This is a genomic window from Streptomyces sp. CNS606 (genome assembly GCF_000426325.1).
In genome coordinates this window covers 103274-127159 of record NZ_AUFD01000008.1, presented here as the reverse complement: position 1 = coordinate 127159, position 23886 = coordinate 103274, and the positions used below count along the sequence as shown (strand labels likewise).

Genomic DNA, 23886 nt, shown 5'->3' with positions numbered 1-23886 from the left:
CTCACGCGCCCGCCGGGCAGGTGGCGGGCGCGGAGGCGTACGCGTGCAGCGCCAGGTGGCGGCGGAGCGTACGGGTGCGGTACCGGCCGCGGAACAGCTCCGCCTCGCGGAGCCGCACCACGGTGTGGTCGGCGGGTGCGGAGCGGGGTTCCCCCCGGGTTCGCGACGCACACCCCAGATTTCCCTAGTTTTCCTACTGGGTTAGTAGGGTACAGTCGGAGACCAGCGGGTCACCACCGAGTCCGCATCCCGGACCCGCCGCCCCCACACCGTCCGCTCGCACGACCGGCCCTCTGGAGCACCGATGCTCGCCTCCCCCACGCAGTCGCGCCCCGACCCGGACCCGGCCGGGCCCGGGGCCTCGTCCCGCCGCCGGCTCCTCGCCCGGGCCGCGGAACTGGCACGCGATCCCGCCGTGCGCCCGCAGCTGCACCTGGAGGCCGACGTCCGGACCTGGGCCCGGATCGACGGCCCGGACGGCTGTGAGGCCTGGCTCGTCGGCTGGCCGCCCGGCACGGCCACCGGCTGGCACGACCACGGCGGCGCCAGCGGCGCCTTCACCGTGCTCGAAGGGCTGCTGGAGGAGCACACCCCGGCCGCCGAACCCTCCCGGGAGACGGACACCGTGCGGCTACCGCCCGGCGGGCCGCACCGGCGCGTGCTCACGGCCGGCGCCGGGCGGGCGTTCGGTCCGCGCCACGTGCACGACGTGCTCAGCACCGGTACCGTGCACGCGGTCTCGCTGCACCTCTACGCGCCCGCGCTGCCGTCGATGCGCCGGTTCGCGGCGCACGGCGGACTGCTGCGGCTGGTCGACGTCGAACACCCCGGAGCGTGGACATGAGCAGGATCGACGCACTGCTGGCTTCCGTGCGGGCCGGAATGCGCCGGGTGGACCCGGCGGAGGCCGCAGCGGCGGCCCGGGCCGGCGCGCTCCTGGTCGACCTCCGGTACGCCGCGCTCCGCGACCGCGACGGACTGGTCCCGGGCGCGCTCGTCGTGGAGCGGAACGAACTGGAGTGGCGGCTCGACCCCACCTGCCCGCACCGGCTACCCGAGGCCACCGGTCCGGACCTGCCCGTCGTCGTGTTCTGCGACGAGGGGTACGCGTCCAGCCTCGCCGTCCGCTCGCTGGAGACGCTGGGCCTGACGAACGTCGCGGACCTGCGCGGAGGCTTCCAGGCCTGGCGGGCGGCGGGACTACCGGTGGCCTGACGGCTCGTCGTCCGGCCGCGTACGGCGCAGCACCAGGGTCACGAAGCCGAGGGTGCCGCGGTAGCCGTGCAGCCACTCGTCGCGATGCCGCGTCGCGGCCTCCAGGGCGGCGTCCGCGCCGTTGTCCAGGGCCCACGCGGCGAGGCTGCCGGTCCAGGACCACTCGTAGTCGTCCCACTCCTCCGGCGTGCTGGTGTGCCCGTACACCGGTGTCCAGCCCGCGGCCGTGACGCGGTCGACAGTGGCGGCGAGGTCGGCGTACTCGTCCGCGGCGAAGCCGACGTCGAGGGTGCGGCGGTCGGGCTCGCATTCCCAGAAGCCGTCGCCGACGAGCACCGTGCCACCCGGCGCCAGGTGGCGGCGGGCGGCGGCGAGCGTGGGCAGCAGGCCGCCGAAGGCGTGGGTGGCGCCGACGCACAGCACGCTGTCGAAAGGCCGGTCGGCAGCGAACTCCCGCGCGTCGGCGGCGTGCAGGGTGAGGCGGTCGCCGAGTCCGTCGGCGGCCGCGTCCCGGCGGGCACGCTCCACGGTCTGCGCGTCCAGGTCGACGCCCACCGCGTGGAGTCCGGGACGCAGGTCCAGGCCGCGACGCAGCCAGGCGGCCCCACCGCAGCCGAGGTCGAGCACGCGTCCCTCGCCGGGGGGCAGCGCCCGCTCCAGGAGCCCTGCCACGACGGCGTCGGCGAGCGGTGCGGCGATGGGGTGGTGCGCGTGGGCGAGGGCGCTGATGCGGCTGCGTTCCATGGCGCGCATTGTGCGGTGCCGGGTGCGCTCCCGTCGCGGGGTTTTCCGGGGCGGTCCGCGCCCCGGAGCCCCGGTGGGGATGCCCCGCGCGGGACCGCCTCAGCGCAGGGCGCGCGCCAGATGCGTCGCGGCCAGGGCGCGGGGGGCGTTGTCGGCGGGACGGCGCACCGGGTGCACGGTGTTGGCCAGCAGCACGAGGAAGGTGTCGCTGACGGGGTCCAGCACCAGGCTGGTGCCGGTGAAGCCGGTGTGCCCGGCGGCGCGGCCCTCGCTCAGCGGCCCCGCCAACTCGCCCATGAACCACGGCTGGTCGACGCCGAAGCCCAGCCCCGGCGGGGCCAGCAGCGCCGCCACCGAGGACGGCGCCAGGATGCGCGCGGTGCCGTACGCGCCGCCGTTGAGCAGGGTGCGGCAGAGCACCGCGAGGTCCCCGGCGGTGGAGAACAGGCCGGCGTGCCCGGCGACGCCGCCCAGGGCGTGGGCGTTCTCGTCGTGCACCTCGCCGCGCAGCATCCCGCGGTCGAGCTTGGCCCACGGGGTGCGCTGGTCCTCGGTCGCCGCGATACGGGGAATCCACGACCGGGGCGGCCGGAACCGGGTGTGCTCCATGCCCAGCGGGTGCAGCACGCCCTCGTGCAGCAGTGCGTCCAGACCACGGCCGGTCGCCAGTTCGAGCACCTGCTGGGTGAGGAGCAGGTTGAGGTCGGAGTAGCCGACGGCGGTACCGGGGCGGGTCCGCGGCTCCTCGTTCCACAGCGCGTCGATGCGCTCGGCGCGGGTGGCGCAGGCGTACAGCGGCAGCTCCGGGCGCAGCCCCGAGCGGTGGGTCAGCAGCTGCCGCAGCGTGAGGCCGCGCGCCGGGGCGTCGCGCCCGGCGTGGCGGCGGGCGTAGCGGTCGATCCCGGTGTCGAGGTCGACGGTGCCCCGTTCCACCTGCTGCAGGACGGCGATCGCGGTGAACAGCTTGGTGAGCGAGGCCAGGTCGAAGACCGTGCCCGTCCCGGCGGGCACCTGGCGGTGACGCGGGAGTTCGGTGCCGCGTCCGGCGTGCGGGTCCCAGGAGGCGTACCGGACGGCCCGGCCGGCGGCGTGTTCGACGGCGACGTACGGTCCCCGGCCGGCGAGGACGACGACGCCGGCGCACCAGCGGCCGGGGAGGGCGTCGACGTGCGCGACGAGAGCGTCGAGCCGGGCGGCGTGCAGCCCCGCCCGTTCCGGCGAGACGGCCGGCCTCAGTCGCGCGTACGCCACGGTCTGCACATACCCAGGAAACCCCCGACGGCCACGAGCAGCGCACCGAGTTGCACCAGCGCCATGGGCACGGCCGTGTGCTCGCCGGCGATGCCGACGAGGGGCGAGGCGACGGCGCCGACCAGGAACTGCGAGGTACCCAGCAGCGCGGACGCCGACCCGGCGGCGTGCGGGGCGCGCATCAGCGCCTGACTGTTGGCGTTCGGCAGGATCAGCGCCATGCCGGACATCAGCACGAACAGGCCGGTGGCGACCGGCACCAGGCCGACCGGGCCGAAGGCGCCGGCGGTCAGGAGCAGCAGCGCCACCGCGGCGAGGAGGGTGAGGGCGAGTCCGAACGCCATCACCCGGTCCAGCGACACCCGGCCCACCAGGATCTTGCCGTTGACCTGGCCGACGGCCACCAGGCCGATCGAGTTGGCCATGAACAGCATGCTGAAGGTCTGCGGCGAGGCGCCGTAGATCTCCTGCACCACGAACGGCGACGCGGCCACGTAGGCGAACAGCGCGGCGAAGCCGAAGCTGCCGGCCAGCAGGTAGCCGGTGAAGACGCGGTCGGCGAAGAGACCGCGCATGGTGCGCAGCGCCTCCGGCACCCCGCCCCGGTGGCGTGCGCGCGCCGGCAGGGTCTCGGGCAGCTTGCGGGCCACGATCAGCATCAGCAGCGTTCCGATGCCGGTGAGGACCAGGAACACGCCGCGCCAGTCGGTGAAGCGGAGGATCTGGCCGCCGAGCACGGGGGCGAGGATCGGCGCGGTGCCCGCGATGAGCATCAGGGTGGAGAAGAAACGGGCCATGGCCAGGCCGTCGTAGAGGTCGCGGACGACGGCGCGGGCGATGACGATGCCGGCCGACCCGGCGAGGCCCTGCACGAGGCGGAAGCCGGTGAGCGTGCCGATGGTGGGGGCGAACGCGCAGGCGGCGCTGGCCAGTACGTATCCGCCCATGCCGATGAGGAGCGGCCGGCGACGCCCGAACTGGTCGCTCATCGGCCCGACGACGAGCTGGCCGACGGCGAGTCCGAGGAGGCAGGTGGTCAGCGTGAGCTGGACGCTCGCCGCCGGGGTGGACAGGTCGGAGCCGACCGCCGGGAGCGCCGGGAGGTACATGTCCATGGACAGCGCCGGGAGCGCGGTGAGACTGCCCAGGATGAGGGTGAGCAGCAGTCCCGCCCGCTGCCGGCGGGTGAGCTTCGGCTCTTCGGCGGCGGCGGGCGGGGCGGCGGGCGCGGGGACGGCCGGGGTGGCAGCGGGTGGGGTGGCGGGCGGAGCGGCCGGGGTCGAGGGGCCGGATTCGGACATGCACCTCTCCAGGAGAAAGTCAACGGCACAGACATTCTCCCAGGGATCGCCCCGGTCGCCCAGCCGGTTTCGGCGCCCGGTCGCCGGCGGGGTGGGGCCTCGCCGCCGCTCCGCCGCCCGGCACAGGCCGTCCGGCCGGGGCGGACCGGTGCACGGATCCCGTGGGAAACCATCCTGAACAGCAACGATCCGCGACGGCGCCCTGCGTACCGGGGCGCTTCCTGTGCAGCGGCCGGTACGCGCGGCGCCCGCGTGCGGCGTGCCGTCGGAGGCCGCGCGTGACGCGTTCCACATCGGGGAGCCCCGGAGGGGAGGCGGTGGCCCGGCCGGAATACGGTGCCGGATCCGGCGGTTGAAACGATCATGACGACGATCAGGGGTGCCGAGGTCCTGCGCTACACCGCCTTCTCCGAGAGCCCGGACGGCGGCAACCCCGCCGGTGTCGTGCTGGATGCGGACGCACTCTCCGACGCCGACATGCTCGCGATCGCCGCCGAGGTCGGCTACTCGGAGACCGCGTTCCTCACCCCGCCGCCCGCCGGCCCGGCGGACGCGGTTCCCGCGGACGCCGGGCGGGCGTACGGGGTGCGGTACTTCAGCCCGCTCGCCGAGGTGCCCTTCTGCGGCCACGCCACCGTCGCGGCGGCCGTCGCGCTGGCCGAGCGGCACGGGGCGGGCGCGATGCTGTTCACCACCCCCGTCGGTCCCGTCCCGGTGACGGTCACCGGACGGGGTGGCGAGGGCACCGGACGGGGTGGCGAGGCCGGCGGGGGCGGTGCCCTGCGCGCGACACTCAGCAGCGTCGCGCCACACAGCGAACCGGTGGCCGCAGGGGATCTCGCGGAGGCGCTCGCCGCGCTGGACTGGGCCGAGGCGGACCTCGATCCGCGCGTCCCGCCGCGCATCGCCTTCGCCGGAGCACGCCACCTCGTCCTGGCCGCCGCGACGCGCGGCCGACTCGCCGCCCTGGCCTACGACTTCGAACGGCTCAAGGCGCTGATGCTGCGGCTGGACCTGACGACCCTCCAGCTGGTGTGGCGCGACCCGGCGGACGCGTACACCTTCCACGTGCGCGATCCGTTCCCGGTCGGCGGCATGGTGGAGGACCCGGCCACCGGGGCCGCGGCGGCGGCGTTCGGCGGCTACGCGCGGGAGCTGGGCCTCGTACCGGCGGGGAGTACCCTCACTCTCCATCAGGGTGAGGACATGGGCCGGCCGGGCGTACTCACCGTCGACCTGCGGGACGGCGACGCGCGGGTGCACGTGTCCGGTGCGGCGGCCCGCATCGACCGACCGGGACGCGCCCGGGCCCCGGAGGGGCGGCGCGTGGAGGGAGACCCGACGTGAGCGCACCCCGCTTCGGCGACTACCAGAACGAGATCTACCTGCACGGGCTCGAGGACCGGCTGCCGCCCTTCACCACCGACCTGACCGCGCTGGAGTCCTCCGCGCGGGAGCGGCTGGAGGACGGGCCCTTCTGGTACGTCGCCGGGGCGGCGGGCTCCGGCGCGACCGCGCGGGCGAACCGGGAGGCGTTCGACCGGCAGCGCCTGGTGCCGCGGATGCTGACCGGCGCGACCGCACGCGACCTGGGCACGACCGTGCTCGGGCAGCGGCTCCCGGCGCCGGTGCTGCTCGCGCCCGTGGGCGTGCAGTCGATCGTGCACCCGGACGGCGAACTCGCCACCGCCCGCGCCGCCGCCGGGCTGGGCGTGCCGATGGTGCTGTCCACCGCCTCCTCGCACACGCTGGAGGAGGTCGCCGAGGCCAGCGGCGAGGGACCGCGCTGGTTCCAGCTCTACTGGCCGAACGACGACGACGTGTGCGTCAGCATCCTCGAACGTGCCCGCGCGCACGGCTACTCCACGCTCGTCGTCACGCTCGACACCTGGACGCTGGCCTGGCGTCCGAACGACCTGGACCGGTCGTACCTGCCGTTCATCCGCGGGGTGGGCACGGCGATCCCGTTCTCCGACCCGGCCTTCCGCGCCGGGCTGGCCACGACGCCGGAGGAGGACGTGATCGCGGCGGTGCTGCGCTGGGTGCCGATGTTCACGGGCACGGACAAGACCTGGGACCGGCTGCCGTTTCTCCGCGAGCACTGGGACGGCCCGATCGTCCTCAAGGGCGTGCAGCACCCGGACGACGCGCGGCGGGCGGCCGACGCGGGAATGGACGGCGTGGTGGTGTCCAACCACGGCGGGCGGCAGGTGGACGGCGCCGTGGCCTCGCTGGACGTGCTCCCCGCCGTCGTCGCCGCGGCCGGGGACCGGCTGGAGGTGCTGTTCGACTCGGGCGTGCGGACGGGCGCGGACGTGCTCAAGGCGCTCGCCCTCGGCGCGCGGGCGGTGCTGGTGGGCCGCACCTACGCGTACGGGCTGGCGCACGGCGGCGAGGAGGGCGTACGGCACGTGCTGCGCTGCCTGCTCGCGGACCTGGACCTGACCCTGGGCCTGTCCGGGCACCGCTCGCCCGCCGAACTCGGTCCGGACGCGTTGCACTTCGGCTGACCTGCGTGTTCCGGGGGCGCCACGACCAGGTCGACCGAAGTGCAACGGCTCCAGGTGTGCGCGCCCCCTTCCGGCGCCGCGTGCCGCGCGGCATCATGGCGTTGCTCGACCGCACTGCCCGCCCCACGCGGCGCAACCCCCACCTCGCGGTTCGCCGTCGCAACCCCGCACCCTCTGCGCACACGGCCACCGCCCGGTCCGTCTCCTGCGGAGTGTCCTGCACCGGCGCAGCTTCAGCGCGCTGTTTTGTCATGCTCACGCCACTCTCTGGCGGGTCGCGGCCGGACAGCGGACACGACGGAAGGAGCACCACCCATGGCATGCGGATCCACCTATCTCTGGCGCGGCGAGGCCACCTGGTTCTGCTGCGGCAACGCCTGGGGCCCCTGCGGCTCCGCGGGGGGCGGCGCCTGCGGCAACTGCCGCTCCGCCGCCAACCACGGCGCCTGGCCCTACGCCTCGCAGGCCTGCTACGACATCACCCGCCCCGACCTCTGCGGCGAGGGCAACATCCCGCGAAGAGGCTGCGGCAGCGTGATGAACGTCAAGCACCAGTGCACGGGCGCGCAGGTCTGCATCACCATCACCGACTGCGGCCCCCGCACCAAGAGCTTCTGCGGCGAACAGGCCTGCTGCGGCGGGCAGTGCCGGGTCAACCGCATCCTCGACCTGACCCCGGCCGCCTACTCCGCCATCGGCAGCCTCAGCTCCGGCAAGCTGCCCGTCTGGATCTACGAGTGAGAGAGGGGACGACCGAGATGACCGAGCACACCACCCGGCAGGGCGTCGACCGGCGCCGCTTCCTCACCACCGCGGCCCTCGGCGGCGCCACCGTCGTCGGCGCCTCCGCACTCGGCGCGCTCGACGCGGACGCCGCGTTCGCCGCCCCCACCGAGCCGCTCGACCCCGCCGTCAAGGAGACCTCGTTCGCCGAGGGCCGGGTCATGGGCCGCAACGGCAGCATGCTGGAGGTCGCCGGCTCGCACGGCGAGAGCCACCGCATCCAGCTCACCAACGCCACCAGCATCTGGAAGGTCCACCCGACCACCGCCGACGCGATCGAGCCCGGCGACGGCCTCTACGCCCGGGGCGTGAGGATGCCGGACGGCAGCATCGCCGCCGACGCGGTGTGGGTGAACATCGTCAATCTCGCCTGCACCATCCGCGGCATCGCCAAGGACCGCCTGCACCTGTCCCACGACGACCACGAGATCGTCGGACGGCTGGTGAAGGACACCACCGCCGCCTCGTACGCGGGCGGCGCCCTGACCTCCGACCTGTCCCGGCTGCGCATCGGCCAGTACGCGCAGGTCCTGGGCGCCTGGCGGCCGCGCGACGACTCCATCGACGTCGTCCGCGTCACCGTCGGCCACTGAGGCGGGAGGCGGACACCCGATGAACGCGACGACCACGGCCGTGCCGTTCCTGTCCCTGGTGCCGCTCGCACTGGGGGCCCTGCTGGGGTGGAGCGGCGCGGGGAAACTGTTCGGCCGTTCACCCGAACGGCAGGCGGCGGGCACCGCGCTGGAGCGGGCGTTCGGCGACCTGCGCGGCGCGGTCCGCGCCCTGCGGGCGGTGGGGGCGGCAGAACTCGCCGTCGCCGCCGCCCTGCTGGCGGCTCCCGGAGCGGCCGTCACCGGCCCGGCGGCGTTCTGCCTCGGTGCGGGCTTCACCGGCTACCTCACCTGGGCGAAGGTCACAGCCCCCGAGTCCTCGTGCGGCTGCACGGCGCGCGAGGACGTCCCCGTCGGCCCGCGCGCCTTCCTGCGGGCCGGGCTGGTGGTCGCGGGCGGTGCGGCCGTGGTCGCCGGCCCGGCGTTCCGGTGGCAGCCCTGGTGGGACGCGCTCGCCGGGCACCCGTTCGCGGCCGCGGGCGTGCTGGCGGCGTACGGGCTGGTCGCGGCGGGCCTGTTCACCCCTCCCGACCGCTACCTGCTGCCGCTGCGACGGCTGCGGCTGCGGCTCCTCGGCCACCCGCTCGGCGGCGACGGGGACCCGGCGCACGTGCCGGTGGAGGCGACCGTGGAACTCCTGGAGCGCTCGCTGGCCTGGGAGTCGGCTTCCGGGATCGTACGGTCCGGGCTGGCCGACCACTGGGACGACGACGGCTGGCGCTTCCTGCACTACACCGGCGCGCACGACACCGGCGCACGTGACGCACGGCCGGTGTCCGTGCTGTTCGCCCTGGACGCGCGGGCCACGGTCGACGGCACGCCGGTGCCGGCGGTGCGGGTGACGGTCGTCGACGAGACGACCGGGCGGCCGGTGGCGGGCGCCCTGCCGGACCTCACCGGGCGCAGGCCGCTGCCGCTGTCCGGCTGACGGGCGCGGTGCGGCGGGCGGCGCTTCCGTCGAGGCGCCGCCCGCCGCCCGCCTCCGCTCGCGTGGTCGCCCCCGGACCGGACGGTGCGCCGCACTCCTCGACACCGTGGGGCGGCGGTGTGTGCCCGCGGCCTCGCCGTTCCGTTCAGGCGGCCGACACGCGGCGGGCGAGTTGCGGGTAGTCGACGACGAAGCCGTCCCGGTCGAACGTCACGTCGCTGCGGAAGGTGCCGGACGCGAACCGCACCCGCGACCGCCCCGGCCACTCCCCCAGGTGCGTGTAGTGCTGCCGCGACGCCCGCACGACCAGGTCCGGCACCGAGATCCAGGCCGTCACCAGCGACCGGTCCCCAGGCCGTTCGTGCAGCCGGTGGCGCAGCACCGGCATGGTGTTGGTCAGCGGACACAGCCCCAGATCGCAGTCCAGCGCCTCGCCGAGCCCGGTCAGCGGCTCGCCGTCGGCGCTCCACACCCCGTCCTCGTCACGGGTCAACTCCAGGCGCCGCACCGCGTGTTCGGCCTCCACGGTGACGCGCATCGTACGGGTCACCCACTCCGGGCCGGTCTCCAGCTCGTAGGTGAGCCAGTACGGGTCGGGGCGCAGGCCGAAGGCACGCCCGTGGGCATGCAGGGCGCTGCCGGAGGACTCCACCCAGGCGGTCTCCCAGCCGGTGGCGTCGCCGGCCGGGACCTCCCAGGTCAGCACGTGTCGCCGGGTCGTCATGCGCGCTACCTCCGTCGGGGAAGGGCGGGCGGCGGGCGGGCGGCCGTCGTGCGTGCAGCGTATCCGGCCCGCACGACCGCCGCCGACCGCCCGGCCGCCGACCGCTCGCCCCGGCGGACGAGGCGAGCGGGCGGCGGACGGGCGCGGACCGACCGGGCCGGACGTGTCAGTAGACCTCCACGCCGTACCGCTGGAGCGGTTCGTTCACCGGCTGGAAGAAGGTCGTCGCGCTGCCGCCGGAGCAGTCGCCGCTGCCTCCCGAGGTCAGGCCGAGCGCCGTGGTCCCGTCGTACAGCGGCCCGCCGCTGTCACCCGGCTCGGCGCACACGGTCGTACGGATCAGGCCGCGCACGACGTCGCCGTTGCCGTAGTTGACGGTGGCGTCCAGGGCGGTGACCCGGCCGCTGTGGGTGCCGGTCGTGCTGCCGCGGCGCTCGACCTGCAGGCCGACCGTCGCCGTGCCGGCCCGGTCGATCTCCTGCGAGCCCACCGTGCCGGGCGGCTCGGTGGCCGAGTCGTCGTACCGGACGATGCCGTAGTCGTCACTCGGGAAACTGGAGCCGGTCGTGCGGCCGAGCACGTTCCCGGAGCCGTCCTCCCACTGCGTGGCCGACTCGGTGCAGTGGCCGGCGGTGAGGAAGTAGTACTCGCCGCCCTTCCGCACGTTGAAGCCCAGCGAGCAGCGCGCCCGTCCGGAGTGGACGGCGTCACCGCCGGAGGCGTACGGCCGGAACTCTCCCTCCGTGCGCTCGACCCGCATCGAGTCGCTCATCGGTGCGCCGACGGCGTCCTTGAGCGAGGCGATCTCCTTGTCGGACACCGTGCGGTCCGCGGTGACCACCAGGGTGCCGGCCCGGTCGTCGACGTGCCAGGCCGTGCCGGCGACGTCCGCCTGCAGGATCGCCTCGCTCGCACGGGCGAACTCGGCGACGGTCGGCGGGGTGGGGGCGTCCGCGCTCGCCGCGGCCGGCAGCGCCAGCGCGGCGGCCGCCGCGAGGGCGGAGCCGCGCGCCAGCAGGCGGCGCTTCCCGGATGCGGCGGTGTGGGGGGTGCGCTTGATCACGTTTCCTCCATCAGGAGAGTGGCGTCTGAGGTCCGCCCTCACGGGGTGTGAGCGCGGCCCCGGCAAAGCGCTGGAAGAAGTGCCCCGTTCAACCGTTCCGTCCCCCCGGCACGCCGGAGAACGCCCCGGCGCCACACCGGTCCACCCGACCGGCCCGCCCCGGCTTGCCCCGCCGCCGTACGCCGGGAACACCCTCGGCACGCCGGGGGTTCAGCAGGCATGTCTGTCATTCACAGGACCACGATGACGCCCACGAAGCTCGAGCTCGTCGCCGCGTGGCTGCCCGGCCGCCCCTGGTACGCGGGCGCCGGGAGCGGCCGGCAGCCGGAACTCGCCAAGGCGGGCGGATTCCGGCTCGACGACCCGGCCGGCGAGGTGGGCATCGAGTTCATGGTGGTCACAGACGCCTCCGGTGAGCGGACGGTGGCGTACCACCTTCCGCTGAGCTACCGCGGTGCGCCGCTCGACGGCGCCGAGCACGCCCTGCTGGGCACCTCCGAGCACGGCGTGCTGGGGCGACGCTGGATCTACGACGGCGTCCACGACCCGGTGCTGGTCGCCCAGGTACTGGCCCTCCTCCGGGGCCGCGCCGAACCGCAGGCCCAGAGCGAGTCCGGCACTCCGGACCCCGCCGTCACCGTGCACGGGCCGGCGGACGGTCTGCCGGCCGGGCTGGAGGCGGCGGGCGTCGCCGAGCGTCCGCCGCACGGCACCGGCGTGGTCCTGCGCACCGGCGCCGAGGACGCGCAGGAGCAGCCGCGCCGCACGCTGACCGTGGCCCGCGTCCTGCCCGCCGGCGAACCCGCCGCCGACCCGGCCGGCACCCGCGCCCGTGTCTCCGCCCCCTGGCACCGTCCGGACGGCACCGAAGCCCGCAGCACGTTCCTGCTGTTGGAGGACGACACCGCGTGAACGACGGCGCCTGAAAGGCGCCGCGTGAACCAGGCCGGCCGCCGCCGGGAGGGCCGGTCGGCGGCCGGGTCGGCGGCCGGCCCGGGGAACCGCGCCGCGATCCGTGCCCGGGTCACGCCTCCTTGTAGACGATCCACACCTGGCCGCGGTCGAACCGCATCCGCTCGCCGTCCGGGCGGACGAACGCGGTGCCCGACGTCGCGTCGGGGCGCTGCCACGTCGTCTCGTAAGCCCGGCCGTCGCGCAGGACGGTGGCGCTCCCCTCCCCCACGGTCTCGATGTACGGCGTGGCGGGGTTGACGTCCGAGGGCCGCATCTCGACCTCCTGTATCACCACGGTGCGGCCGCCGAGGCGGCCGCCGTCCGCGGTCTCGGCAGGCGCGCCGTCGAAGGAGGCGAGCCACCTCTCCTCCTCCGCGGACCAGGTGAAGTCCGCGCGGAAGGCGGGGTATTCGACACCGGCGGTCGTGGTGGGTGCGCCCTCCTCCGGTGCGTCGTCGGCGAAGCGGAAGCCGATGTCGTCGCTCAGGCTCGCGTCCGGCGCCTCCGCGAGGACATCGGCGGGACGCACGTAGAGGTTGTGCGGCGCCTCGCCCTCCGCATCGCGGTAGTAGGCGGCGGGGAAGGTGTCGTGCGACAGCGCGTACAGCGGCGAGTTGCGGATGACCTCTTCGACGCCCTCCGCCGCGCCGGAGTAGGCGAGGGCCGGACGGTCGAACATGCGGAGCTGCTCGACGTTGTAGTCGCGGGCGCTGCGCACCGGGCCGACTGCGTCGGGCACGTCGCTCGCGTACACGCCGATCAGCCGGCCCAGTCCGCCCTCGACCTGTTCGACGACGACGATGTCCGCGCGGTCCAGGCCGGTGTGCGGCCGGGCGCCGCGGTGGTTGTCGACCTTCACGGCGAGCACGGGGGCCGGCTCGGCCGGCAGTCCGGTGAAGGGTGAGGTGGCCCCGGCCGCGGGGCGTGCGCGGTCGGAGTCCGCGGCGGGTCCCGGTGCGGAGTGCGCGGTCGCGCCGAACGTGAGGGCTCCGGCCGCCAGCGCGGCGGTGAGCAGCCGGCCGGCGTACCGGGGGCGGCGAAGCGGGGTGATGCCAGGCATGTGGGGGACGCCTGCCTTCCGTCGGAGGCTTGACTGGACAGCGTCAACATCACCCGGCTTCCGTCGCCACCGTCAACACGTCCGGCACCGTTCCGCCCCGAATCCTCACGTGTCGTTTCGCGTCCTCCGGCTGCGGGCGTGATGCCCTCTCCCGCATGGAACAGCGCATCAGCCTGCTCACCCTCGGCGTCGAGGACCTGCCGCGCGCCCGCGCCTTCTACGAGGCACTGGGGTGGCGTGGCCAGGAGGTCGAGGAGACCGTCTTCTTCCAGGCCGGGTGCCTGGCCCTGGTGTTGTGGGGACGCGACAAGCTGGCCGAGGACTGCGGCGTCACCGACGACGGCGCCCGCTTCGGCGGTGTCGCCGTGGCGCACAACGTCCGCTCCAGCGCCGAGGTGGACGAGCTGGTCGCCGCGGCAGGACGGGCCGGGGCCACCGTCACCCGGCAGCCTGCGGCGACCGCGTACGGCGGATACGCCGGGGTCTTCCGCGACCCGGACGGGCACGTCTGGGAGATCGCCCACAACCCCGGGTTCGCCCTCCGGGACGACGGGGCGCTCGTGCTGCCGGACTTCGGCGAGACCTGACCGGCGCCGGGAAGCGGCCCGTCGTCCGGGCCCTGGCAGCCACCGAGCACGCGCCCTCCGCCCCCTGGCCCTCGCCCGAGCCTTCAGCCGGACTGGGCGTGAGCGGGCGCCGACCCACAAGCCCAGCCGGTCGTTCGTTGTCCCTCCGTCTTGGCGGGTTCGTAGAGCTCCTTGACACCAAGGGTGTGGATTCTCTTCCGGGCGACCGGTCGTCAGCCCGCTTCGACGGCGTCCGACTGCGGGTGCCCGTGGCGGAGTTCGGCCAGGCGCCAGGCCAGGATGGCTGCGGGGCGGGAGCGGAAGCTCGCCGGCAGGTCGGCGGTGAGAGTGCCGGTGATGCGCGCGGGACGGACGCCCGAGGCGAGCCAGGCGTCGACCCCGGGCGCGGGGCGGTCGGCCGGGCCCCGGTTCTCCGGGTCCCGGCCTCCCCCACCGGGCCCCGGAAATCCAGGTGTCGACCCGACCGGCGGGTTCACCGAAAGGCCGCCACCACGAGGACGTCGACGAGCCCGGCCCGGGACCACCTACCCGAGCTTCCGCGCCGGCCGTCGCGCCTACCGGCTCGGGGAGCGGCGGCATCAGCAACAGCCCGCCCGTGGCTGGAAATCACCCCATGTCACCCGTGTACGGCAGCCGGTAGCCTGGCCGGGGTGAGACTGGCGAACCAGTGCGAGGGGGAACGTGGAGCGGCGTGACGTGCGGGGGCACTACGAGGAGCTCGCTGCCAAGTACGACGAGAACTGGGTGTACGGGCCGGGCTACGTGCCCTGGATGTCGGCGCGCATCGCAGGGGCCCTGAGCCTGTCGTCGACCGACCGCATCGCCGACATCGGTTGCGGGACGGGCCTCTTCGCCCGTGAGGTCGAGCAGCTGATCCACCCCGAGCAACCCATCGTGTGCGCCGACCCCTCGGAGCCGATGCTGCGCCAGGTAGGCGCCGATGCGGCGTCACGGCTCGCACCCCTTACCGCATCAGCCGAGGACATCGCCTCCGGCCGCGTCCAGCTTCCCTACGAGCAACTCGACGCGATGTGGCTCAAGGAATCGGTGCACCACATCGCTGACCCCGCCCCCACCCTGACAGGGCTGGCCGAGCTGCTTGCTCCCGGCGGCCGGGTGCTGGTGGCGATGCTGCCGTCCACCATCGAGTATCCACTCTTCCGCGCCGCCCTGGACCGGTTCGAGGAACTGCAACCGGACCCGGACCACATCACGGGCCATCTTCGGGCAGCCGGCCTCGACGCCCGGTTGTTCCACGTCGAGCACGAGCTGCGGCTCGACCGCGAGAAGTACATCGACATGGTGCGGGCGAGGTACATGTCGCTGCTCTCGACCTTCAGTGACAGCGAGATCGAAGCGGGCATCGAGGAGATGCGTGCCGCGCATCCGAAGCCGGTGCTCGTCTTCCCGGACCGGTTCGCGTTCGTGCTGGGTGTGAAGGCAGAGGGCCGGCAGTGAGCAGCAGGGTGGACGACCGCCTGGAGAGGTTGCGCACCGAGCTGGACGACCACTCACGCATCGCCGACCATCTCGGGCTGGACCTCGAGCGACCGTTACGGAGCCTCGACGACGGCTACCCCGAGAACGCCGTCGCGCTGATCGGCAAGCTGGCCGAGAAGCTACTCAAGGAGCTGTGGCGCCACCACGGCATCGAGGGCGACCCGTCCAGCCGAGCGCTGAACGACCTGGTCAAGCGGTGCAAGCCGCACATCCGCAGCAGCACCGTGCTGGACGCGCTCGAAGACATTCGACGGCTCCGCAACCGCTCGACACATGACGGATACGACATCTCCGAGGAAGACGGCCTCCTGGCCGTGCGGCGGCTCGTGGACGTGCTCGTATGGTTCACCCACACCGGCAGCCCCGCTCTGCTCGGCGGTGAGCCGCGCACGGCTCCCGAGGTGGCCCGTCGCTGCGAGTTCCTCGCCGGACTGTACGTGACGCTGGGCTATCGCCAGGCGAAGCGCTTCGTGCTCACCCCCGACACTGTCTACCAGCTGTTCTGTCGCGAGTCCGGCATGCGCCTGGAGTACGTGGAACTCATGCTCTCCCAGGACGCCGGCGACCTACGGGCCGTGCTCACCTCCAAAGGAGGCGAGTTGCTGCAGACCCGGCTGCCGAAACTCACCCGCTTCGTCGTCCTCGACCAGGAAGGCGACGGAGGCGACCGGCTCGCGGACGTCCTCGGACGGGACTACCGCATCATCGGCTTCGACACGTTCGTCGGCACCCTCGTGGACCTCGACTCACACCTCGCGGCCGCTGAAGTCGACACAAGCCGAGCGTCGCCGCATCTCCCGGTACGGGCGGCGGCCCTGTCCACCGACCCTCGCACCGGCGAGCACCGCCTCCAGGACTCCCAGGACGCCGCCGCTCTGCTCGCGCAACTGACAGAGGTGCGCGCGAACGTCCTGCTGGTCGGCCGGCCCGGCTGCGGGAAGAGCACGCTGCTCCGCTCGCTGGCCGCGAACGACACGACACGGAAGTTCCGCTTCTACTTCGACCTCGGACTCAAACCGAAGGGCGAGCCGTTCGCCGAGTACGCGGCCCGCCTCCTGGCTCCCTGCATGCGAGCCGACCGTTCGCGCGCCTACGAGCTGTTCCTCTACCTCATCCGGTCCGGCTCCGCGCTCTGCCTGCTGGACGCCGTCGACGAGGGAGTCCGCGAGGCCAGCCCAGCAGGATTCCTGGACCTATTCGCGGACCTCGCCCCGGTGCTGTCAGCCGAGTCGGCGGTCGTGATGAGCTCCCGCGTCTCTTTCCTCGCCGACTCCCCGCAGGTACGACAATTGCTCGACAGCGGAGCAGCACGCTCCGAGCAGCTCGTCGAGCAGATGTACGCCAACGGCGTCGACCCGGCCCGCGTACCGCACTTCCACGTCGTGCGCCTTACCGAGCCGGAGACGACACCGCTGGAAAGGCGACTTGCGAGCACACTCGGCCGCACCGGGCCGCAGGCGTTCGACGCGCTACTTGCCGCCCACCTGAGCCAGGTGCTGGACGACGCCGGGTGCCGGGAGCTGGAAGAACGACTCCCAGCCGTCTTCGGTGCGGCGTTCCTTGCGGACCGGACCACGTTCTCGCTCCTCGACCTGCACCGCGAGCTGGGGCCGGAGGCGTTCACCGGCGGGCAGATCGATTTCACCGCCTGCGTCCTCTCGCCGGTACTCCGACCGGCAGGACAGGACAGTGTGGCGTTCGTCCACAGCGCCTACCAGGAACTGCTCGCCTCGCGCTTCCTCGCCACCTCACCCGGCCTGGAGGCGGCGGCCGAGCTGCCAGGCGAGGCGTTCCTCACCGAGCAGACGCGGGCGTTCCTTGCACGCATACCGCAGCCCACCTCCGCGACGGAGGACTGTGTGCTGCCCCCAGGTCTCTACCTCGTCGGCCCGGCCGAACGTCTCCTCCTGCGCAGCGTGAGGCGGTCGGTCCGCTTCGACCGTCACCCGGTCACCGTCCGGCGCTATCGCCGCTTTCTCGAAACGCTCCGCCCCGACGGCACGTCCCCGTGGGACCACCCCGACCAGCCGTCCCACGTCACGCACCTGCCGTGGACCGACAGACTCCGCGTCGCCGATTACTACTCCGACCCCGCGTACGACGCGTACCCGGCGACGTGCGTGAACTGGTGGAGCGCATACGCCTTCGCTGCGTTCGAGGGAAAGCGGCTGCCCACCGCCCTGGAGTGGGAAGCCGCGGCGCGGGGAACCGACGGGCGCCTCTTCCCCTGGGGCGACGACTCGGGGGAGGCTCCGATCAACTGTGCGGACGCGTGGGTCGGTCACCCGGTGGTGACCTTCCAGGCCTGGCGGCAGGAGTTCGCCCAGGACGCCGTTCGCCGAGCCTGGGTCACGCCAGTGGACGCGCACCCCGCGAACCAGTCGCCGTTCGGCGTCGTCGGCATGTCCGGCAATGTCTGGGAGTGGACGGCGACCAGCCTCGACGACGCCGGTGAAGCCGTCATCTGTGGTGGCAGCTACGACAATCCGCTCCGCGCCGTGCAGGCGAGCAGCAAGGGCATCTACCGCAAGCGCGGCGGCAGCAACGCCGTCGGCTTCCGCTGCGTCGAAGACCTCTCCCACGACGAGTCCGCAACGGAGGCGGTCGGCACATGAGCCCAGCACACGAGGGCGTCATCGTCGACCGCCGGCCCAGCGGAGGCGGCCTCACCGGATCGGTCGGCGCGTACATCGTTCGCGACGAAGCGAACGGGCACCACTACAGCTTCGACTACACCGACATCGTGACGGAAGGCTTCCGCACGATCCGCACCGGTGAGCACGTGCGCTTCCACGCCTCCGCAGACAACCCCGGCCGCGCGGAGTTCGTCATCCGTCTCGACCAGCCCGACCCTGCGGAGTTCTACCGGTGACCGACGACCTCGAAAGCGTCACCGGCGCGCGCCAGGAACTCACCGTCGTCCTCCCCGTCAGGCTTCTCAGCACCCCCGCGTGGGACGAAGGCCCGTACCCGTTCGAACTGGGCACCCGCAGAACGGACACGGCCACCCGGTCGACCTACTTCGCTCCGGCCTCCGCAAGAGCGCTCTACGGCACCCCTGGGCGCCCGTGCCGCTGGCACCGGACCGTGTCCATCGAGCATGAGGGCATCCGTGTACGTGCGATGGAGCTGCTGCGGACGGCGACCGCGCGCGGCCCCGACCACGCACTGGCAGTCCTGCACTGCACCGTCAACACTCCGCTCCTTCCGGTACTGCGGGCCGTCGGTCACCGAAGGACGGCGGACCCCGACCCGCTGACCGGCCCACTCGCACCGAGCGCCCTGCTTCGCGAAGTGGCCGAAGTGCGCGACAGCGAAGGCACCTTCGCGATCGAACGCCCTTACACGATCGCCTTCCTGACGCCGGAGCCTCCGCACGACCGCGCTCTGCGCAGCGGGATGAGCAACGTACTCCATGACGAGGCGGACCGTTGGCTGTGGCAGCTCGCTTCCCGTTCGACACCGGCGGACTTCCCCCTCGCACCCGAGACCGCCGACGAGCAGCTCAACCAAGCGGTCCGCATCTCCGCCGACTGGAGTGCGCTCGTGCTTCGGCACGGCGCAGCCTTCCTCGGGCATCGCCCCGACACGGGTGAGGGCGACTTCTACGACTTCGGGGCCCTGCACGCCCGCACCATCTATCTCGACGCTCTGCTACTCGGATCGCTGCAACGCGATCACATCGACGAACTGACCAACGCACTGTCCGAGGTCTTCAACGGACCACGCCTCGCCGCCAGGGTCGCCGGGCTCGAGCGAAACATCGCGGTCTTCCGCAGCACCTACTGGCGGCAACACCTCACCGCGCACGGAGCGGCGAACGACCTTCTCCGCGCCTTTCAGAACCAACACCGCCTGTCGACCCGCTTCGACGAGATCCTCGCCGAGGCGGCCGACTACAGCCGACTCGTCCAGACGCAGGAGAGCCAGCAGATCAGCGGGGCGCTGGGCGTGCTCACCATCCTGGGTCTGCCTCTGGGCACGGCGATCGGCATTCTCCAGGTCCTCGACGACAAGTCCCTGAGCCATCTACTGATCGCCCTCGTCATGTCCTTCGCCCTCGCAGCCGCCGTCCTCACCACCCGCTACGGCCGGCTCGTCCTCTCCTCCCTCCGCGGCGGCTACGCGCCAGGGCAACCGACCGACAGAGCGGACACGCATCGCTCGGACGGCGGCAGAGAGTAGGTGTCAGTGCGCATCGCCGGTCGTAGCCTCGGACCCACTCGGTGCCGGAGACCTCGTGCCCGTGCTCTCACTCTTCGTGCCCGCCTCGATGGAAGCGTGGCGGCGCTGCTGAAGCGCCTGTCGTTCCGAGTCCGGGATGGTCATCGACTCGGCAAGCACGGCTGCCAGCCCGTCCACATGAGTGTGGTCGATGTCGGCGCGGAAGAGCCACCGGATGCTTTCGTCGCGCGTGATGAGGTCGATGGCCGGACGCGTGCTGCTGTCCTCCGCGGTCGCTGCTCGGACGTACCGCACGTGGTCGATCGGGATGTCCTGCCGGATCTCGCCTCGTTCGAGAAAGGCATACGTCTTGGCCGTGATGACACGGCGATCCGTGACGGCGACCATCGACGTTGCCGCAGTCTTGTCCCGCGCTGCCACAAACATCTCCTTCGCTCCGCTGAGGAGCGCAGAGAGCGGACCGACGGCGTCGAGCTGGTCGGGGAAGCCGAGGACACGTAGTTCCTCGCCGTCCTCGAGAAACCATCGCAGAATGCGGAGGTACGGCTCGAGGTCCAGCGATTCGGGTGCGCAGCGGACATCCGGAGCTGCGAGCGGTGGAGCCGGCGGATGGAGGGCATCGGCAAGAGGCTCGATCGCGTCCAGAAGGCGAGCCGAGGTGTGGCGGGCCGCCTTCGACTCCTTTCGCTTCCCCGGCAGTGACAGCGTGTCGCGCCCGGGGAGCGCGGCGATGATCCGCAGTTCCCTCGTCAACGCGTCGACGAGGGTCGTCGCCTCGACGAGAGTGGAGTCGAACTCCACGCGGGTGTCGCGCGCGATGACCTCGGCGTACTGCGCCTCGGCGGCGTCTTCGCGTCCAGCAGCTCTCGCCCTGGCGGCGCGGAGCGCGTGATACCCGGTCCATGCCTTGAGAGAGGACAGGAGTGCATGTGCGTCGAAGGCGATCGCCTCGGCAGTCGTCTGCAGATACTCACGGTGGTTGCCTGCGCCGGTCCGACCGATCTGACGGACATGCTCGCGGACGTTTCCCTGGTAGAGCTCGAGTTGCTTCTGCAGCAGCGCTCCATTGCCCGCGACGTCCTCCCACAAGGACATCGGGACCGCTTCGATCTCTCGAGCCTGGTCGACCGCGCGATCGATGGTGGCGACGAGCCCCGTCAGTTCGGCCCACTGATCCTTGCGGATGGCGGTGAGAACCTGACTCGTCACCGCGAGGTTGGTCCTGACGAGGCCCGAGACCTCACTCAGCATCATCTGAAGGGCGACCATCGCCAGCGCCGGCCCGATCGAGGCCGCGGTCTGCGCCTTGCTCACCGCCTGCACGGGGTGGATACGGGCCTGATGCACGATGCGGCCCCGAACCATCACTGCTCCGAGGTTCCCGCCGTCCTTGGCGGCGAGCGTCGCGCCGCTCCTCAGCAGGGCCTGTGCCGTGTCGCCGAGCCTGTAGAGCCCTTGCACGCCGGCGAAGGCGTTTCCCAAGTTGCCCGCCACGGTCGCCGCGTTCCCGATCGAGGCGAGGATCGCTGAGATCTGCTTGCGGTCGGCAGCCGGCACGATCCCGAAGTCGATCAGATCAGGCTTCAGCTCCGGCGGGATCTCACCTGTGACGAGAGCGACCCCGGGGAGCACCTCCACGAGGACCGTCGACGCCGTCGTCGAGTCGGTCTCAGGGTGGGGTGTCTGATCGTCGATGACATGGGAGTCGGCGGGATGGCTCTCGCCGTTCTCCTCAGGCTCGGCGATCTTCGTCGAGTCCGAAGAATCCTGCATGCGATCTCCCCCCCACGAAGCACGCGACGGTCAGGCGGCGTCGGCGTGCACAGCCGAAGTCTATGACCCGACCGCCTGATTGGGCGTCATTCGGGAGCAGACGGGCCCAGGTCATAGAGGCACACCTGCGCATCCAGGGAACCCAGCCGGTCACGGCTCATGTCGTCCCGGGAGCGAGCGCCGGCTTTCGCGATGAGGCGGCAGACGAGCCGTGCTGTACGCCGGGTCCTGTCTCGGGCGGACCTCGCGGTCCGCCCGGAGGCGGTCATCCATCTAGGGTCGCCGTCACCGACGACCTCCAGCGGTCTACCCGCGGACTCGGGCGGGCCGCCCTCGAACATCCGCGCAGCGCCGCGTCCACGTTTCCACGTGGGAGGCGGCGCCTCTTGACCTTGCTCCGGGTGGGGTTTACCGAGCCGGCCGGGTCACCCCGGCCGCTGGTGGTCTCTTACACCACCGTTTCACCCTTACCGGGTGCCTCGCGGCCCCGGCGGTCTGTTTTCTGTGGCACTGTCCCGTGGGTCGCCCCAGGTAGGCGTTACCTACCACCCTGCCCTGTGGAGCCCGGACGTTCCTCGGCGGAGCCCGAAGGCCCCGACGCGACCGCCCGCACGACTCGTCTGCCGTACGGCCATGGTACCCGTGTGATCAGGTCAGTCCGGACGTGTCCAGGTCGAAAGAAAGGGGTGCGGGTAGAGGGACGGGCTTGCCGAAGGGATACGTCAGAGCTTCGCGATAGTCCCCTCCCTTCGGCTCGGCATGCAGAGTGACCTGGCTCCGCTCCCGATCGACCAACAGGGAGAGCGGGATGGCGCCTTGGGCGTAGCAACGACGTTTGGCAGCTCTGTCACGGTCAGCACGCTTCGACGTGACCTCCGCCACCATGACGAGGAGGTGCACCGGCATCCAGGGCTCGTCGCTGGGAAAGACGTCGTCCTCGCTCAGCGCCCATGTGCCGTCAGGGATCAATTTGTGCACCGGCCCGGTGGGCGGAACGATCTCGATGCCCCGGTGTCCGGAGAAGTCCAGGTCGGCGGCCGCCAGCCGCAGGGTCTGCTTCACGATCCGGTTGATGCAACTCTCGTGGTGGCCGTTCGGCGGCGGCGTCACGACGATCTCCCCCTCGATCAGTTCGGCCCGGAAGCCGTCGGGAACGCCCAGGGCGAGGAAGCCTTCCTGCAAGATCTCTTCTTGCGAAAGCGGCTCGTGTGTCATGACGGCCATGTCACACCCTTTCCTTGGTCGCGACCATGATCGAGGCGCCGAGGGGAACGACGCTCAGGAAATCGACCTTGCTCACTCGATCGTGGCACACCTGCGCCTCTCCCACACGGAGGGCGTACGTACGCGCCGCGTAGGCTGCGGGCGGGACGCGACGTCGGGCGAGGAAGCCGGGAGGAACGACACGTGCTGGTGCTGCTGCCGCCGTCGGAGGGGAAGGCCACCGTGAGCCGGGGGGCCGCCCTCGCTCCGGGCGGGCTGTCGCTGCCGGGCCTGACGGCCGCGCGGGAGGCGGTGCTCGACGAACTGGTCGAGCTCTGCTCCGGCGATGAGGAGAAGGCGCGCGAGGTACTGGGCCTCAGCGAAGGGCTGCGCGGCGAGGTCGCGAAGAACGCGGGTCTGCGCACCGCGCCCACACGCCCGGCCGGGGAGATCTACACCGGCGTGCTGTACGACGCCCTCGGCCTGGCGTCCCTGAGCCCAGCGGCCAAACGGCGCGCCTCCCGTTCGCTGCTGGTCTTCTCCGCCCTGTGGGGTGCGGTCGGGGTCAAGGACCGCATTCCGGCATACCGCTGCTCGGGCGGCGTGAAGCTCCCCGGCCTGGGCCCGCTCGCCGCGCACTGGCGCGGCCCGCTCGCCGAGGCGCTGCCGGAGGCGGCCGGGGACGGGCTGGTGCTGGACCTGCGATCCTCCGCCTACGCCGCGATGTGGAAGCCGAAGGGGGCTCTCGCGGAGCGCACGGCGACCGTCCGCGTGCTGCACTCCACCCTCGTGGACGGCCGGGAGAAGCGGACCGTCGTGTCGCACTTCAACAAGGCGACGAAGGGCCGCATCGTGCGCGCCCTGCTGGAGTCCGGCGCGGCGCCGCGCACACCTGCCGAACTGGCGGCCACGCTAAGGGAACTGGGCCACACGGTGGAGGCCGACGCACCGGCCGGGCCGGGCCGGTCCTGGCAGCTCGACGTGATCGTCACCGAGATCTGAGACGTGCCCGGGGACGCACACCCTCCGGCGTGGCGCTTCACCCTGCCCTGGGCGGAACTGGACGTCTTCGCCCGGGACTCCGTGCCGCCCGTACTGCGTCCCGCCGCCGATCTCGCCGCACGGCTCGAGGACCGCTTCCGCCCGGCGCTGCTCCGCTTCGCCCGCGGCGGCGAGGGCGCCTACGTCGCGGTCTGGCCGCCGGACCGGCCGGGCCCTCCGCAGGACGTCCCGCAGCCGGACGATCTGCGGGGCGTCGCGCTCGGCCAGGCACGCACGCTGTCGTGCCGGGTCTGCTCCGCGCGCGTGGCGGCGCTGTATCCCGAGGCGGGGCTGCCGCTGTTCGGTCCCCATCTCGCCGCGCACCGGCTGGTCGGCGGCTGCCCGCGGTGCGGCAGCGGCTTCGCCGCGTCGCGCGTGCAGGCCCTCGCCGTGCTGCCCCCGCGTTGACGCAGCGGTGGGGACGAGGCCACCGGGGCAGGTCTGCGACCATGG

The 23886-nt window shown here is 72.8% G+C and carries 24 protein-coding genes and 1 other RNA gene; 15 read left to right on the top strand and 10 right to left on the bottom strand.

What is annotated here, in order from left to right; all coding sequences use genetic code 11:
- Window positions 1–304: 304 nt before the first annotated feature.
- Both K304_RS27470 and K304_RS0105690 read left to right on the top strand, forming a co-directional pair.
- Window positions 305–844 (top strand): cupin domain-containing protein, encoded by a 540-nt coding sequence (locus K304_RS27470; RefSeq protein ID WP_037789322.1) that lies wholly within the window; start codon window positions 305–307, stop codon window positions 842–844.
- A complete protein-coding gene (locus K304_RS0105690; protein ID WP_051307930.1) occupies window positions 841–1215 on the top strand; it encodes a rhodanese-like domain-containing protein in 375 nt (124 codons plus the stop codon). The genes K304_RS27470 and K304_RS0105690 overlap by 4 nt, the downstream gene beginning before the upstream one ends.
- Here the strand turns inward: K304_RS0105690 and K304_RS0105685 are convergent.
- From K304_RS0105685 to K304_RS0105675, 3 genes are all read right to left on the bottom strand, one after another.
- Window positions 1201–1959 carry a class I SAM-dependent methyltransferase gene (locus K304_RS0105685; RefSeq protein ID WP_027762961.1) on the bottom strand — a complete coding sequence of 253 codons (759 nt, stop codon included), beginning with the start codon at window positions 1957–1959 and terminating at the stop codon, window positions 1201–1203. The two genes, K304_RS0105690 and K304_RS0105685, sit on opposite strands and share 15 nt — an antisense overlap.
- 99 nt (window positions 1960–2058) lie before the next feature.
- Window positions 2059–3219, bottom strand: coding sequence for a serine hydrolase (locus tag K304_RS0105680; RefSeq protein ID WP_027762960.1), 1161 nt, complete (start codon window positions 3217–3219; stop codon window positions 2059–2061).
- Entirely contained in the window at window positions 3192–4511 is a 1320-nt protein-coding gene (locus tag K304_RS0105675; protein ID WP_027762959.1) for a multidrug effflux MFS transporter, read from the bottom strand. The genes K304_RS0105680 and K304_RS0105675 overlap by 28 nt, the downstream gene beginning before the upstream one ends.
- 363 nt (window positions 4512–4874) lie before the next feature.
- Here K304_RS0105675 and K304_RS27465 point away from each other — a divergent pair, with 363 nt between their 5' ends.
- From K304_RS27465 to K304_RS0105650, 5 genes are all read left to right on the top strand, one after another.
- Complete coding sequence (locus K304_RS27465) at window positions 4875–5858, top strand: PhzF family phenazine biosynthesis protein (protein ID WP_051307928.1); 984 nt, start codon at window positions 4875–4877, stop codon at window positions 5856–5858.
- The gene (locus K304_RS0105665; RefSeq protein ID WP_027762958.1) at window positions 5855–7021 is read left to right on the top strand and encodes a lactate 2-monooxygenase; all 1167 of its coding nucleotides are present in this window, start codon (window positions 5855–5857) and stop codon (window positions 7019–7021) included. Before K304_RS27465 ends, K304_RS0105665 begins: the two co-directional genes overlap by 4 nt.
- Before the next feature lie 315 nt (window positions 7022–7336).
- The gene (locus K304_RS0105660) at window positions 7337–7762 is read left to right on the top strand and encodes an RlpA-like double-psi beta-barrel domain-containing protein (RefSeq protein WP_027762957.1); all 426 of its coding nucleotides are present in this window, start codon (window positions 7337–7339) and stop codon (window positions 7760–7762) included.
- A 17-nt stretch (window positions 7763–7779) separates the two neighbouring features.
- Window positions 7780–8397, top strand: a complete 618-nt coding sequence (locus K304_RS0105655) for a hypothetical protein (protein WP_027762956.1) — start codon at window positions 7780–7782, stop codon at window positions 8395–8397.
- A gap of 19 nt (window positions 8398–8416) precedes the next feature.
- Entirely contained in the window at window positions 8417–9343 is a 927-nt protein-coding gene (locus K304_RS0105650) for a MauE/DoxX family redox-associated membrane protein (RefSeq protein ID WP_106965526.1), read from the top strand.
- Between the two features lie 145 nt (window positions 9344–9488).
- Here K304_RS0105650 and K304_RS0105645 read toward each other — a convergent pair whose 3' ends face one another.
- The gene (locus tag K304_RS0105645; protein WP_027762954.1) at window positions 9489–10067 is read right to left on the bottom strand and encodes a putative glycolipid-binding domain-containing protein; all 579 of its coding nucleotides are present in this window, start codon (window positions 10065–10067) and stop codon (window positions 9489–9491) included.
- Between the two features lie 166 nt (window positions 10068–10233).
- Entirely contained in the window at window positions 10234–11130 is an 897-nt protein-coding gene (locus tag K304_RS0105640; protein WP_027762953.1) for a S1 family peptidase, read from the bottom strand.
- Between the two features lie 219 nt (window positions 11131–11349).
- Between K304_RS0105640 and K304_RS0105635 the strand changes: the two genes are divergently transcribed.
- Window positions 11350–12042 (top strand): maltokinase N-terminal cap-like domain-containing protein, encoded by a 693-nt coding sequence (locus tag K304_RS0105635; RefSeq protein WP_027762952.1) that lies wholly within the window; start codon window positions 11350–11352, stop codon window positions 12040–12042.
- A 112-nt stretch (window positions 12043–12154) separates the two neighbouring features.
- On the opposite strand, the gene K304_RS0105630 is transcribed toward K304_RS0105635, so the two are convergent.
- Window positions 12155–13144, bottom strand: coding sequence for a DUF3048 domain-containing protein (locus tag K304_RS0105630; RefSeq protein ID WP_027762951.1), 990 nt, complete (start codon window positions 13142–13144; stop codon window positions 12155–12157).
- Window positions 13145–13299: 155 nt separating this feature from the next.
- On the opposite strand from K304_RS0105630, the gene K304_RS0105625 reads away from it, so the two are divergent.
- Window positions 13300–13731 (top strand): VOC family protein, encoded by a 432-nt coding sequence (locus tag K304_RS0105625; protein WP_027762950.1) that lies wholly within the window; start codon window positions 13300–13302, stop codon window positions 13729–13731.
- A 212-nt stretch (window positions 13732–13943) separates the two neighbouring features.
- Here K304_RS0105625 and K304_RS0105620 read toward each other — a convergent pair whose 3' ends face one another.
- Complete coding sequence (locus tag K304_RS0105620) at window positions 13944–14207, bottom strand: hypothetical protein (protein WP_027762949.1); 264 nt, start codon at window positions 14205–14207, stop codon at window positions 13944–13946.
- A gap of 205 nt (window positions 14208–14412) precedes the next feature.
- On the opposite strand from K304_RS0105620, the gene K304_RS0105615 reads away from it, so the two are divergent.
- Genes K304_RS0105615 through K304_RS0105600 form a run of 4 tightly spaced genes read left to right on the top strand, consistent with a single transcriptional unit; the run spans window position 14413 to window position 19416 of the window.
- Window positions 14413–15189, top strand: coding sequence for a methyltransferase (locus tag K304_RS0105615; protein ID WP_027762948.1), 777 nt, complete (start codon window positions 14413–14415; stop codon window positions 15187–15189).
- Window positions 15186–17846 (top strand): SUMF1/EgtB/PvdO family nonheme iron enzyme, encoded by a 2661-nt coding sequence (locus tag K304_RS0105610; protein WP_027762947.1) that lies wholly within the window; start codon window positions 15186–15188, stop codon window positions 17844–17846. The genes K304_RS0105615 and K304_RS0105610 overlap by 4 nt, the downstream gene beginning before the upstream one ends.
- Window positions 17843–18103 (top strand): hypothetical protein, encoded by a 261-nt coding sequence (locus K304_RS0105605; protein WP_027762946.1) that lies wholly within the window; start codon window positions 17843–17845, stop codon window positions 18101–18103. The genes K304_RS0105610 and K304_RS0105605 overlap by 4 nt, the downstream gene beginning before the upstream one ends.
- Window positions 18100–19416 (top strand): hypothetical protein, encoded by a 1317-nt coding sequence (locus K304_RS0105600; RefSeq protein ID WP_027762945.1) that lies wholly within the window; start codon window positions 18100–18102, stop codon window positions 19414–19416. Before K304_RS0105605 ends, K304_RS0105600 begins: the two co-directional genes overlap by 4 nt.
- A 3-nt stretch (window positions 19417–19419) precedes the next feature.
- Here K304_RS0105600 and K304_RS0105595 read toward each other — a convergent pair whose 3' ends face one another.
- The 3 genes from K304_RS0105595 to K304_RS0105590 form a co-directional block, all read right to left on the bottom strand.
- Window positions 19420–21189 (bottom strand): hypothetical protein, encoded by a 1770-nt coding sequence (locus K304_RS0105595; protein WP_027762944.1) that lies wholly within the window; start codon window positions 21187–21189, stop codon window positions 19420–19422.
- Window positions 21190–21390: 201 nt separating this feature from the next.
- An RNA gene (gene rnpB, locus K304_RS31615) (RNase P RNA component class A) lies at window positions 21391–21808 on the bottom strand.
- A 29-nt stretch (window positions 21809–21837) separates the two neighbouring features.
- Window positions 21838–22404, bottom strand: a complete 567-nt coding sequence (locus tag K304_RS0105590) for a Uma2 family endonuclease (protein WP_027762943.1) — start codon at window positions 22402–22404, stop codon at window positions 21838–21840.
- A gap of 192 nt (window positions 22405–22596) precedes the next feature.
- On the opposite strand from K304_RS0105590, the gene yaaA reads away from it, so the two are divergent.
- Together yaaA and K304_RS0105580 are read left to right on the top strand one after the other, a co-directional pair.
- A complete protein-coding gene (yaaA, locus tag K304_RS0105585) occupies window positions 22597–23394 on the top strand; it encodes a peroxide stress protein YaaA (protein WP_027762942.1) in 798 nt (265 codons plus the stop codon).
- Window positions 23395–23397: 3 nt separating this feature from the next.
- A complete protein-coding gene (locus K304_RS0105580; RefSeq protein WP_027762941.1) occupies window positions 23398–23841 on the top strand; it encodes a hypothetical protein in 444 nt (147 codons plus the stop codon).
- The last annotated feature ends 45 nt before the right edge of the window (window positions 23842–23886 follow it).